The sequence below is a fragment of the Sphingobacterium sp. PCS056 genome (genome assembly GCF_023273895.1).
Lineage (GTDB): Bacteria > Bacteroidota > Bacteroidia > Sphingobacteriales > Sphingobacteriaceae > Sphingobacterium.
In genome coordinates, this window is the sequence record NZ_CP096883.1 from 1,164,448 (window position 1) to 1,176,910 (window position 12,463).

A 12,463-nucleotide genomic window follows, 5' to 3' on the forward strand; every position below is an offset into this window, starting at 1 on the left:
ATGCCAACAATTTTAATGTGCTCAATTGTTGTATTTATGGGACGAACTGTCGATTATAAGTTGTCTAGTTGATTTTCTTTTTTATTTGAAGATAGGGTCCAGAAAAATCCAACAAAAACAAATCGCTTGGTACTAGGGGTGATCGCAATACGATTGTATATACCTTGCTGATTTGGCTGATCGGCATATTGATATCCGTAGATCGGACTACTGCCCAGTAGATTATTGACAGATAAGTGAATGATCTTTTGTTGCGATATAAGATAGGACCAGCTGGCAGAGAGTGTATTGTAGGCGTCTGTCTTGCGCTGTGTGTAAGACGGGAGATTAGGATCATGGTAGCTCCTTCCAGAAAGATAATTGTTTGTTAAACTGACTTGAGAGTGCAGGGCATTGATCCAATATTTTGCTACTACCGATAGGGTGTGTTTGAATACATAGGAAGGGGTGACGGAAAATGGAGCATCAGTTTCATTACGTTTGGAGTCCGTGTAAGCATAGGATATCCAATATTGTAAGTTTTTGATCGACCTATTATCTCTGAAAAACAGATCCATACCCTGCGCATACCCTGTCCCTGTATTGGTAAATATACTGCTGCTATTGATGCGCGGGGTATCGTACTTGATCAGGTGATCGTATGTTTTTCTGTATGCCTCAACACGGACTGTCCTTCCTTTTTTTTCGTAATAATAATTGAGGATGTAATGATGCGCTTGTTGCCATTTTATTTGCTTATCGTATATGAGCATCTCCTGTGGCCCCTGTTGATGAAAATCACCATAAGCAAAAGAAAGCTGGTTGTAAGGATCGATGAGGTAGCCTAAAGAAAATCGCGGCTCCAAGAGAAAGGGTTCAGCAGTGCTTGAAGTCCCCCGAATACCTAATTTTGCAATGAGGTTGTTATTCATGGCATAGGTGGTTTCAGTGTAAAGAGCAGCTATAGAAGAGGTGGAGGAGGCTTCTTTGCGTATACCTGGGCTTGTAAAATCCTGTGTAAAATCAGTATAGAAATAGTCTATCCCAAAGATGCTTTTTAACCGGTTGTTCCATGATTTTGTGAACTTTTCTTTCACATGGACAGCGATCTCTTGATGTGGCATACCCATGCTGTCTGCTTGTAGTTTTTCATTTAGATAACCGATACCCATACCTGATTGCAAGTCCCATCCGCCACCGAGATTTTGCTGGTAATCGGTATTGAAATAACTGTTGTATGCCCTCTTTTTGATCGCTATAGGATGAGTATAGTTGCTATTTTTCTGATATAAGCCCATATCTTCAAAATTGAACGAAGCATAGGAGCTGATAAATCCAGCTTTTAATTTTTGACGATAGATGAGTTCTCCAGAAGCGTTTTCATAGGGTTTAGTCCAATCAATGTTGGGTGTGATGATTTTACTGTAAGGCTTGAGGTTGGTGTAAGAAGTATTGAAAGTAAGGGATTTTGTTTTCCAGTTTTGTGTATTACTCAGACCTGCCCCAACAGAAGAGATGGAAATCTCAGTTTTGTTGGGTTCGATTTGATTCGCTGTATTGAGAATCAGTACACTGGAAAGGGCATTTCCATATTCAGCAGAGTAGCCTCCGGTAGAGAAATTGATCCCTTTAAAAAGAAACGGTGAGAATCTTCCTCTTACAGGAACATCATTGGGAGAAGACGTATAAGGCTGCGGTACTCGAATACCATTGATGTAGGTCTGTGTCTCTGCTGCACTTCCCCCATGAACCATCAATCTTCCATTTTCTCCTGCTACCTGTGCGCCGGGAAGTGTCGCTAATGCTCCAAAAATATTACCCATACTCCCTGCCGTAGTGACAATATCCAACGGGGTCATCACGGTGTTTTTGCCCTTATCTCCAGCCTGCAATAGACCCGCTTGGATAACCACTTCATCCAATTGCTTTGCTTGCTCTTGGAGTTGTATCTGCAGGGGCTTGTTTTGCGCGAGATCGAAGGGTATCGATTTAGATTCACGGCCTATTGCAGTAATTTTTAAAAGTTGATTTCCAACTTCGTACGTCATAAATGAAAAATTACCGAGGGAGTCTGTTGTGCCTCCATCATATGTCCCTACAATGAAAATATTGGCGTACTGCACCGCCTTTTTATTGCCGTCTGTGACGTTTCCATTGATTTTTATTTGACCGGAGACTTTTATAGAACAAAATAGGATGATGGATAGGATGTACTTCATGTTTTTTCTAATTTGACCTGAAAATGTGAAGCTTTAGCCAGCGGAACAAATAAGATTGGATCAGTTGTTGGATTATGGTGATGAGCTGTTTATTGGTGGATATGAACGGAATTTGGTCAGATTGTCATGTTAATTGTATTCACTAAAACTGGTTGTACTTATTTGACTGGTTTTTTTTATTTTTTTGTTTGATATAAAAAAAATCTAAGTTACATTTGAATATAGACATGACTTTGTAGCTCAGCTGGTAGAGCAATTGACTCTTAATCAATGGGTCGAGGGTTCGAGCCCCTCCGAGGTCACTTGATATAGAAAAGCTTTTCCATTTGGAGAAGCTTTTTTTATAGGACATAATTGAAGGAATCAAACCTGAAAACAAACATAAAGGTTTTTGCATTTTGCTAGAAGACTATAGGTTTGGTTGAATCTGATCATTGTAGTACTCGTCCAAGACACTTTTATAAATTTTTATTAAATTTATAATTTTAAATCAAACCTACAACTTTCTTAATTAAGTATGAAGAAGCTAATCTGTTTTACATTACTATTTATTTTGGTATGTTCCACTTATGCTCAAAACCAAGTCAAAGAAGAGTCTATCCGCTTATTTTTTAATGAACTCAAGGCAGCATCAGATGGAGCGAAACAATTATGGAATCAAGATCTGTACGGTCCTACCCTATTGATTGATCCCAGTACCCGAAAAATATATGCAAATGAATCGGATAACATGGGCACTCTAGCGCCCAAGGACAGTATTTATATTGGAATCCTACCTCAGGATGTAAATTTTTCCAACACGGCATTGGACTGGAACGGTAAACGTTGGGCGATGATCATGCTGCCTTTGCCAGAAAATAGAGACGACCGTATCAATCTGCTTGCTCATGAGTCGTTTCATCGGATACAGCCTGATCTGGGATTTGCACTGCACAATGCAGATAATAAGCATCTTGATGAGATGGAAGGAAGGATAAGCCTTCGACTTGAAATGGAGGCTTTGAAAAAGGCACTTCGTTCATCAGATCAAGATGAAATACGAAAACACTTGACCAATGCTCTGATTTTTAGGAAATATCGTTACAAACAATTTGCAGAAGGTGCAGTAAATGAAAATCTGCTTGAGATGAATGAGGGAATTGCGGAGTATACAGGAATAATTGTGACCAGTAGACAGGATGAACAAACAAAATCCTATTTAATTAATGGTATGGAGCGTTTACTGAAAAACCGAACTTTTGTGCGCTCATTTGCCTATCAAACTATTCCTTCTTATGGCTACATACTTTATAAAAAGGATCATGAATGGAATAAGCAGATTAACGCTAATACAGATTTAACAGCCTTTTTTATCAAAAAATTCGAACTTAAAATCCCAAATCCAACACAACAGATTTTCAAAAAATTAGCAACAGCTTATAATGGGAAGATCATCTTTGAAGAAGAGACAACTAGAGACATCGAAAACAAGCGAGTAGTAAAAGCGTACAAAGAAAAATTTGTCGAATCGCCTCATTTTGAAATAAAGTTTGAAAGTATGAATTACTCTTTTGACCCCAGGACCATTATTCCTATTGGAGCATATGGGACTTACTATCCTACAACTCGAATCACAGATAATTGGGGTATCCTTACTGTTGAAAAAGGAGGATTGATCAGTGCTGACTGGGGAAAAATTTCACTTTCTATTCCAATTTCGATTGATAAGAATCTAATAAAAGGAGATGGATGGATGCTTGAACTCCATGATCAATATACTGTTGAGGCGGATGAACAAAAAAGAAATTATTATCTGAAAAAAAACGTCCAAAAATAAGTTTTAAGATCCATTTTAATTCAGCATGTACCATTTCAAATGAAACACTTACCTATTGATTCGTATGATACAATCAAAAGTATGGGGTCAAAAATTGTATCCTGAATCGTTTTTTAAGTAATTTTTTCCGCTTCTTCTATTTTTCGGTAAGTAGATCGCTGTAGGTGGTACAAAAATTTTAAAATGATATGTTGTTTTTGTGACTCAAGAAAAACGTTTTTAGATATTAATTGTTCTGATGATATTGATTAATGTTTATACTTCGTATTTTAGCTACATGAATATAAAAAGATTGACCATCATTTTTATTGGATTATTATCATGTTTTGGAGTATTTGCGCAAAATAACCCATTACCAGCGCATAATAATTGGATATTTGGACCATCGGTAGGTTATCAGTACCAAAGTGGAAGTTTCTTGAAGGCATCTGCTTGGGGATTATTTGCACCGAATGAGACACAATATATGAAAATTGATGCAGGTGCAAATTTTACTTGGATGGGAGGAAAGACAACCGTTATCCCTGAATTGGGATTTACTTATTATGTCAATGACTTTATCTTACTCCCTTTTGTAAAAGCTGAATTGACACCCTATACGGTAACTCCGAAGGTTGGAATCAGCATTTTCTCTCTGCTTGACTTTGGTGTAGGCTATGGTTTTGATTATAATACAAAAAAAGATTTTAAGCAGATTAAAGGTGTCAATTTATCTTTAGGTGTCAATATTCCCTTAAACTTTCATCTTTATTAGGCTTGATTATGAAGAATTTTGTCATTAAAGTAATTTGTATTGCTTTATTCAGTATTGGCCTGCAGGCAAGGGCACAGGAGACTTTATATGGTCCTACGTTGAGTTACCAATACCAAAAAGGAAGTGCTATAAAAACAGGAGGTTATTTTGCTTTTGCCTTTTTAGGTGAAAATATTTTGAAAACAGATGTAACGGCTAATTTCACCTGGACCCAAAGTAAGTTTGCTGTAATTCCCGAACTAGCTTTTTCCTTCTATCCCCAATCTTGGGTCGTTGCACCCTTTGTGCGAACAGAAATCACTCCGTATACCATAACTCCAAAGGTGGGGATTTCGTTGGCGACTATTTTAGATCTGGATTTTGGATATGGATTTGCTACGGCTGATAAGCAAGACTACCGTCCAATAAAGGGATTTACAGCTTCTCTACGTTTTAACATTCCACTCAACTACAAACTCAATATGTAGTTTTCCGTTTATCCACGATGACGGATAAACTTGTCATGATCGCGATCAATATGCTGAGCGATTTGTATTTTAAAGTGAGCGATTAAATAATGAAAGATTTTAGAAATCTGCACCAATCGACCGGTCGGCTGATTCACCATCATCAAAAAGATTATCTTTTTTTTGGAGGGACAGCATATTTAGGGTTGTTGGTCAATGAAGCCTATATTGATATGTATAAGGAGGGCTTATCCAGATACGGATTAAATAACGGAACCTCTCGTAATAACAACATACAACTTGATATTTTTGATGTAGCGGAACATCGTGCAGCGAGTCGATTTGGTTTTGAGGCTGCCCTTTTGGTATCCAGTGGTTATTTGGCAGCGCAGTTGGCCGTAAAATCTCTTTCCTCTGTAGGAAAACTTATTTATGCACCCCATACTCATCCTGCACTGTGGCTAGATACAAATCCGCAAGTGGTGGGAAATATGGATTCTTGGCTTATTCAAACGGTACAACAGATCAATAATGCAGTTGATGATCAACAATTTGTGATTGTTAGTAACTCCATGGATAATTTGACTCCAGAACATTATGATTTCAGCCCTTTGTTGACAATAAATCCCGATAAAAAAGTGATTTTGTTAGTCGACGACTCACACGGAATTGGGGTGGTGCGTGCCAACAGAACTTCTACTGATCTATCTATATTTGAGGGTTCGGCCATTGAGGTTGTGGTTGTTGCTTCATTGGCAAAGGGTTTGGGTACGGACGCAGGAATGATTTTGTCGTCCAATAAATGGATGCAAAGATTTCGGAAATCACCCTTTTTTACTGGGGCCTCCCCTGCTTCTCCTGCTTCGATGTATGCATTTACGCATTCGCAAGATATTTACATGGACGCATTCGAAAAACTGCATCAGAATATAGATTTTTTTGCCAATTTAATAGGCGATCGTCTGAGCCATATCCCTAATTTTGCTGTTTTTAGCTCTACTGAACCTGAGTTATATGAAAAATTGGTGCAAAATGGATTTCTGATCTCTAGTTTTCCATATCCTTTGGAAACAGACCCTCCTTTGAATAGAATTGTCTTAAGCAGCTTACATCAGGAGGAAGATTTGAAAAAATTAGCCCAGATAATATGTGCTTAAAAATAAAGTCATCGGCTTATCATTTGTTTCACGTGGAATGATAAAAATAAAATTAAAGGTTTGATATTCAGTAATAAAGTGTATTTTTGTGATTCTTTGAAAAATGAGTTTAGCGATGTAAAATGGCTAAGCTGTTGTAAATGATCTCCTTTAGAATAATTTTAAAATAAAAAAAATGGTTAAATTATTTCCAAACGTCATTTTAAAGAGATACTTTTGCAACCCCAAAGTACATTGGGTTAAAGGTTGAGAAATAAATAATTACAGTAAAATTGATATGACTAAAGCAGAAATTATTGCAGAAATCTCTAACAAAACTGGCTTAGAGAAGGTAGATGTTCAAGAAACCGTAGAGGCATTCTTCAAAGTGGTTAAAAACGCAATGGTGGGTGGAGAAAATGTATACGTAAGAGGTTTTGGTAGCTTTGTTGTTAAAAAAAGAGCTGAAAAAACTGCTAGAAACATTTCTAAAAATACAGCGATCATCATCCCTGAACATTTCGTTCCTAGCTTCAAACCAGCAAAAGTATTTGTTGAGAAAGTAAAAAACGGCAATAAATAATCTTAAAAACAGATTAAAATGGCAAAAACCAAACAGATTATAGTAGTAGGCGTGGTTGCAGCATTAGTTGCGGTACTATTTGCACAACCTATCAAAGGTTTGGTAAACGAGAAGGAGGAATCTGCTGAAAAACAGCAACCTTCTTCTGAAATCAATTTGGAGAACATATCGTTAATGACAAAACAAGGATTAGATGCAAATTTAATCAAAGATATTTCCGATATTGAGACCCAAATTACAAAGTCATCTGGAGAAGAGAAAGTTTCTTTACTTCAAAAGTTGGCCGTAAAGTGGGACGATCTGGCTAAACCGGCACCTCAAGGGTTCATTTACGAAGAAATGGCTAAAATTTCTCCGAAATATGAATACTGGTTGAAAGCAGGGAATTCATATCGTACTGCTTACACAAATTTACAAGACTCTACTTTAGCTCAAGCTTTGACGCAAAATGCAATTCGTTCATACGAAGCTGCTTTGAAATTAAATGCTGCTAGTTTAGAAGCGAAAACAGGATTGGGAGCTGCAATGGTCTCGGGTACAAATAACCCAATGGCTGGAATTGCTTTACTTCGTGAAGTGGTTCAGGCAGATCCAAAAAATGTAGAAGCAAACAAAACTTTGGGATTGTTTTCATTACAATCTCGCCAGTTTGATAAAGCGATTGATCGTTTCAAAACAGTTATTGAATTGAAACCAGATGCGGAATCTTACTTTTATTTAGCCACAGGCTATGAAAATATTGGGATGAAAAGTGAGGCGGTTGCTGCTTTTAAACAAAGTAAACAATTAGCTGCTGACCCTTCCCTTTCACAATTTATCGATCGTAAGATCGCTGAGTTGAGTAAGTAATTAATTTAGTTTATAATCATTTAAAAAAAATTAGCTATGCCAAGCGGAAAAAAAAGAAAAAGACACAAAATGGCTACTCACAAACGTAAGAAACGTTTAAGAAAAAATAGACACAAGAAAAAATAGTCTTTCTTGTATAAGACTCCGATAGTATATTGCTGCATGAAAATAACGCAATTTTAGTATGGAAGTTTGATAATCTACACGTAATTTATTGCGTGTAGATTGTTTTTTTTTATAAAAAACGTTCTTTAAGGTTTAATCAGATACAATAGAATTAGCAGGGTGTGCTAATCTGTATCGTAAATATGTAGCTGTTGGTAAAGGAATTAATTATTGATTCTACTCCTGAAAAAGGAGTTACTATTGCTTTGCTACAAGATAAGCAGCTTGTTGAACTAAATAGGGAAACGGTTAACAATAATTTTTCAGTTGGAGATATTTATCTTGGGCGAATCAAAAAAATTATGCCGGGATTAAATGCAGCATTTGTAGACGTAGGTTACGAAAAAGATGCTTTTCTCCACTATTTGGACTTAGGTCCTCAGGTTCAATCTTTGCTAAAACTTACTCGGATAGTAAAGAATGGCAGTTATCAAGAGAAACTGCTAAATAGTCTAAAACTTGAAAAGGACATCGATAAGGCTGGTAAGATATCGGATATCTTAAGCAAAAACATGCTTTTACCAGTTCAAATCGCAAAAGAACCAATATCAACAAAAGGACCTCGATTGAGCTCCGATCTATCTATTGCAGGTAGATTTGTCGTACTGGTACCTTTTTCAAGCGCGGTTTCCATATCCAAGCGAATCAAAGGAAGTAATGAGCGTACACGTCTCAAGAAGATTGTCGAAGGAATAAAACCTCCAAACTTTGGAGTTATTATCCGTACGGTATCCGAAGGAAAAGGTGTAGATGAATTACAGAAGGATTTACTGGATTTAATCTCTAAGTGGGAAATATTTACCAAGCGACTTCGGACAGCTGAACCTCCTCAAAAAGTATTGGGCGAAATGGATAGAGCTTCTACCATCTTGCGCGATCTATTGACAGATGAATTTACACATATTCATGTAAATGACCCTGTGATATATGAAGAGACAAAATCTTATGTCCAAGACATCTCTCCTGATTTAGAAAAAATTGTAAAACTTTATAAACATAAAGAACCAATTTTTGACCATTTTGGCGTAGAGAAACAAATCAAAGCTGCTTTTGGAAAAACTGTTACACTACAAGGTGGTGCTTATCTCGTAATCGAGCATACTGAAGCACTTCACGTCGTTGATGTCAACAGTGGTAATCGTTCTGCTAATAAAGAGAACCAAGAGGATAATGCGCTCCTGGTTAATATGGAAGCTGCAAAAGAAATTGCGCGTCAATTGCGCTTAAGAGATATGGGAGGGATCGTTGTTATCGATTTTATCGATATGCATAAACCTACTCATCGTAAAGAGTTATACAGCTTTTTGAAAGATTGTATGGCAACGGATCGCGCCAGACACACTATACTACCTCCAAGTAAATTTGGACTAGTACAGATTACGCGTCAACGTGTCAGGCCAGAAATGAATATCGTTACAAACGAGAAATGTCCCGCTTGTGATGGTACTGGTGAAATCCGATCAAGTATTGTCCTGATGGACGATATTGAAAATAATTTAAGTTTTATTCTTCAAGAACAAAACGAAAAAGGAATATCACTATGTGTACATCCTTATATTGCCGCTTTTATTAAATCGGGCTTTATTTCAAAAAGAATAAAATGGTTTTTGAAGTTTCAAAAATGGATCAAAGTTGTTCCTGTTACTTCATATTATTTAACGGAATTCCACTTCTTTAATGCTAAAGACGAGGAAATAAAGTTATAATCGAAAGAAATTAAAAAGGGTTGATCCACAAGGTCAACCCTTTTTCTATTCATAACAATTAGAATACTAATCTATCCAATTGATCGTAATACCATCTTTTTCCATTTTGCGGAAATAAGTCATCTGCCGTTTGGCATATCGATGTATTTCTGTCTCCAATTTCTTATAAAAATCAGCATAGTTTAACTCGCCCAAAAGATATTTAGACACATACTTATATTCTAGACCGTAATATTGGAGTTCTGCATGACTAACACCTGAAACTAATAATCCTTCGACCTCTGCTATTAGTCCATCCTGTATACGCTGTTTTAGGCGGTTGGATATTTTCTCCCTTCTTAACATGACATCCGGATTTAATCCAATAACCAATGAATCAAGATTTTTATTGTTCATGGGCGCTAATGAATGATGTTTAAGCCATTCTAGAACTTCTATGCCGCGTATGATTCTTTTTTTTGTTGATAGATCTAGATAAAGATCTGGTGGTTTTTGATATTTAGATAATCGGGTAAGCAGTTCTTCGTGATCAAATTGATATAATGCTTCTTTAAATCCAGGTTGACTTGGTATTTGAGCATATTTGTTGCCTTGAAGGACACTTTGGATATAAAGTCCAGTGCCGCCGCATAAAATAATACGCTTGCCCTGAGACAACAGAGATTCATAAACGCGTTGAAAATCTTCAATAAACTGTCCTAAATGATATTTTTCTCCAGGATCGCATATATTAATAAGATGATGTGGAATATCGCCATATTCGGAAAGATCTTTACCAGTTCCGATATCCATACGGCAGTATACCTGACGAGAGTCTGCACTAATGATTTCAGCATTTAATTCTTTCGCTATTTTGACCGCTAAAGCTGTCTTTCCAGAAGCTGTAGGACCTAAAATAACAATAACCTTCTCCTTAGGCACTGTGGAAAGAGCCAGAGGAGAAAGTAATGTTTGTTGTTTATCTATCACACAACAAATTTAGTCCATTTTTCAGAACCATTATTGTTATTGACAACATTTTCTATAAAAGCCATACCTCGTACACCTTCATGCACCTGAGGGAAATCTTGCATTTCTGCAGTTGGCGTATTGCCTTCCAATTTTGCAGAAACTGTTTGAGCAAAATTACGGTAAATATTACCAAACGATTCTAGCAGTCCTTCCGGATGTCCTGCTGGGATACGGGTATTGTGACCTGTAAATGAACTCAATTGATTTGGACTATTATAGCTATTTCCTGTACGGAATACTTGACGAGGTTCGCCTAACATTTTTATGGTTAAGTTATTAGGGTCTTCATTTGCCCATTCCAAACCGCCATGCTCACCATAGATACGGATTCTTAATGCATTCTCTTCTCCGGCAGCAATCTGTGATGCCCAAAGCATGCCTTTAGCCCCATCTTCAAAACGTAATAAAACAGAACCGTCATCATCCAAATGTCTACCTTCAACGAAAGTAGTCAAGTCAGCACATAATTCAGTGATTTTTAATCCTGAAATGTATTCTGCAAGGTGAGCAGCATGTACGCCGATATCACCCATTGCTAACGATTTTCCTGATTTTGCAGGATCAGCGCGCCATGCAGCACCAGCATTTCCTTCGCGCTCTGTCAGTTTACTCAACCATCCTTGAGGATATTCGACAACGATTTTACGAATCTTACCGAAATGACCAGCCTTTACCATAGCTTTCGCTTGTTTTACCATTGGGTATCCCGAGTAAGTATGGGTTAAGCAAAGTGTTTTATTTGTGCTTTTTACAATTTCTTCCAAAGATTTTGCTTCCTCTAACGTCAGCGTCATTGGTTTTTCAATAACGACATTGAATCCATTCTCTAAAGCCATCTTAGCTGGCGGATAGTGCATGAAATTTGGGGTAACGATCGTTAGGAAATCCATACGTTCTCCTTCAGGAAGTTGACTTTCTTTTAAAATCATCTCCTCATAATTTGCATAACAACGGTTTTCTGGAATGAATAAATCTTCTGCAGACTGTTTGTTGATTTCAGGATTGATACTGAATGAACCACATACAAGTTCGATTTTACCATCCATATTTGCTGCAATACGGTGTACGGCGCCAATGAAAGCATCATTGCCACCTCCGACCATACCCATTCGTAGTTTTCTCTTCATGTGATATATTTTAATTTTTTCTGTTTAGATTAATTGACAAGATACAAAAAATGATTTTATTTTATAAATAGAATCATCTTAAGGCTACCTAAATTTTCCTTCAAATAGCCATTTGGAAATTCCTTTTGTAAATTTTGGTATTGTTCGTTATCACGAATTAAAATTCTAGAGGTACCGTTTACCCAGAATTTGAGCGGATCAAGTTCAGATTTTTTGACGAACCCAATTTTTTCCAATGTCGACTCTTGACTCCAGTCTTTATCGGTGTATGTCATAATATCTTGTGGTTCGAAATCAGTGACAAAAGCTTTGATTAATTTGCTGATCCCTCCTACTACATTATAACCAAGTTTATTGCAAAAACGTATTAATTCAAATGAACGATAATTTTCAATTTGTAATTCAGGCATCTTCCGCCCCCCACTAAATACAGCTAAGGAAATAAGTTCACCATCTAAAAATAAACCATAGCGATATTTTCCAGGCATTGCTCCTTGTAGGTGATTTTCTTCTAAAAATACGATCGTATTTTTCTTATCTACTCGAGCAACAACAGTTTTTCGAGCATAAGCTTTTTTTTGATGAAGTGCTAAAGCAAGAATTCGTTTTACAATGATATCATATTTACTGTGCAACATATCTTCATCTATATGAACTATTTTTTCATTTTGA

The 12,463-nt window shown here is 36.8% G+C and carries 11 protein-coding genes and 1 tRNA gene; 8 read left to right on the forward strand and 4 right to left on the reverse strand.

All coding sequences use genetic code 11. The features are described 5' to 3' along the window. Nucleotides 1–53: 53 nt before the first annotated feature. Nucleotides 54–2,198 (reverse strand): TonB-dependent receptor, encoded by a 2,145-nt coding sequence (locus MUB18_RS04950; RefSeq protein WP_248755144.1) that lies wholly within the window; start codon nucleotides 2,196–2,198, stop codon nucleotides 54–56. 229 nt (nucleotides 2,199–2,427) lie between these two features. Here MUB18_RS04950 and MUB18_RS04955 point away from each other — a divergent pair. The 8 genes from MUB18_RS04955 to MUB18_RS04995 all read left to right on the forward strand — a co-directional run bounded on the left by MUB18_RS04955 (nucleotide 2,428) and on the right by MUB18_RS04995 (nucleotide 9,653). After that, a tRNA-Lys gene (locus MUB18_RS04955) sits at nucleotides 2,428–2,500 on the forward strand. A gap of 215 nt (nucleotides 2,501–2,715) precedes the next feature. Beyond that, a complete protein-coding gene (locus MUB18_RS04960; protein WP_248755145.1) occupies nucleotides 2,716–4,014 on the forward strand; it encodes a hypothetical protein in 1,299 nt (432 codons plus the stop codon). Nucleotides 4,015–4,291: 277 nt separating this feature from the next. After that, nucleotides 4,292–4,768, forward strand: a complete 477-nt coding sequence (locus MUB18_RS04965) for a hypothetical protein (protein WP_248755146.1) — start codon at nucleotides 4,292–4,294, stop codon at nucleotides 4,766–4,768. 8 nt (nucleotides 4,769–4,776) lie between these two features. Further along, nucleotides 4,777–5,235: a hypothetical protein gene (locus MUB18_RS04970; protein WP_045754270.1), complete on the forward strand. Its 459-nt coding sequence runs from the start codon at nucleotides 4,777–4,779 to the stop codon at nucleotides 5,233–5,235. An 89-nt stretch (nucleotides 5,236–5,324) separates the two neighbouring features. Then, nucleotides 5,325–6,371, forward strand: a complete 1,047-nt coding sequence (locus MUB18_RS04975) for an aminotransferase class I/II-fold pyridoxal phosphate-dependent enzyme (RefSeq protein WP_248755147.1) — start codon at nucleotides 5,325–5,327, stop codon at nucleotides 6,369–6,371. A 277-nt stretch (nucleotides 6,372–6,648) separates the two neighbouring features. Then, a complete protein-coding gene (locus MUB18_RS04980) occupies nucleotides 6,649–6,933 on the forward strand; it encodes an HU family DNA-binding protein (protein ID WP_021189241.1) in 285 nt (94 codons plus the stop codon). 18 nt (nucleotides 6,934–6,951) lie between these two features. Continuing rightward, nucleotides 6,952–7,782 carry a tetratricopeptide repeat protein gene (locus MUB18_RS04985; protein ID WP_045754268.1) on the forward strand — a complete coding sequence of 277 codons (831 nt, stop codon included), beginning with the start codon at nucleotides 6,952–6,954 and terminating at the stop codon, nucleotides 7,780–7,782. Nucleotides 7,783–8,099: 317 nt separating this feature from the next. Beyond that, nucleotides 8,100–9,653: a ribonuclease E/G gene (locus MUB18_RS04995; protein WP_094771799.1), complete on the forward strand. Its 1,554-nt coding sequence runs from the start codon at nucleotides 8,100–8,102 to the stop codon at nucleotides 9,651–9,653. Nucleotides 9,654–9,719: 66 nt separating this feature from the next. Here the strand turns inward: MUB18_RS04995 and miaA are convergent, their stop codons facing one another. From miaA to MUB18_RS05010, 3 genes are read right to left on the reverse strand one after another with little or no spacing between them, the layout of a single operon-like run. Further along, a complete protein-coding gene (miaA, locus tag MUB18_RS05000) occupies nucleotides 9,720–10,622 on the reverse strand; it encodes a tRNA (adenosine(37)-N6)-dimethylallyltransferase MiaA (RefSeq protein ID WP_248755148.1) in 903 nt (300 codons plus the stop codon). Further along, nucleotides 10,619–11,791, reverse strand: a complete 1,173-nt coding sequence (locus tag MUB18_RS05005; protein WP_045755167.1) for a Gfo/Idh/MocA family protein — start codon at nucleotides 11,789–11,791, stop codon at nucleotides 10,619–10,621. Before MUB18_RS05005 ends, miaA begins: the two co-directional genes overlap by 4 nt. A 56-nt stretch (nucleotides 11,792–11,847) precedes the next feature. Then, the gene (locus MUB18_RS05010; protein WP_248755149.1) at nucleotides 11,848–12,429 is read right to left on the reverse strand and encodes a hypothetical protein; all 582 of its coding nucleotides are present in this window, start codon (nucleotides 12,427–12,429) and stop codon (nucleotides 11,848–11,850) included. Nucleotides 12,430–12,463: the final 34 nt, after the last annotated feature.

Coding starts and splice junctions, on each gene's coding strand:
- MUB18_RS04985 (WP_045754268.1), top strand. CDS start 6,952: ATGGCAAAAACCAAACAGATTATAGTAGTAGGCGTGGTTGCAGCATTA.
- MUB18_RS04970 (WP_045754270.1), top strand. CDS start 4,777: ATGAAGAATTTTGTCATTAAAGTAATTTGTATTGCTTTATTCAGTATT.
- MUB18_RS04975 (WP_248755147.1), top strand. CDS start 5,325: ATGAAAGATTTTAGAAATCTGCACCAATCGACCGGTCGGCTGATTCAC.
- MUB18_RS05010 (WP_248755149.1), bottom strand. CDS start 12,429: ATGTTGCACAGTAAATATGATATCATTGTAAAACGAATTCTTGCTTTA.
- MUB18_RS05005 (WP_045755167.1), bottom strand. CDS start 11,791: ATGAAGAGAAAACTACGAATGGGTATGGTCGGAGGTGGCAATGATGCT.
- MUB18_RS04950 (WP_248755144.1), bottom strand. CDS start 2,198: ATGAAGTACATCCTATCCATCATCCTATTTTGTTCTATAAAAGTCTCC.
- MUB18_RS04960 (WP_248755145.1), top strand. CDS start 2,716: ATGAAGAAGCTAATCTGTTTTACATTACTATTTATTTTGGTATGTTCC.
- MUB18_RS04980 (WP_021189241.1), top strand. CDS start 6,649: ATGACTAAAGCAGAAATTATTGCAGAAATCTCTAACAAAACTGGCTTA.
- MUB18_RS04965 (WP_248755146.1), top strand. CDS start 4,292: ATGAATATAAAAAGATTGACCATCATTTTTATTGGATTATTATCATGT.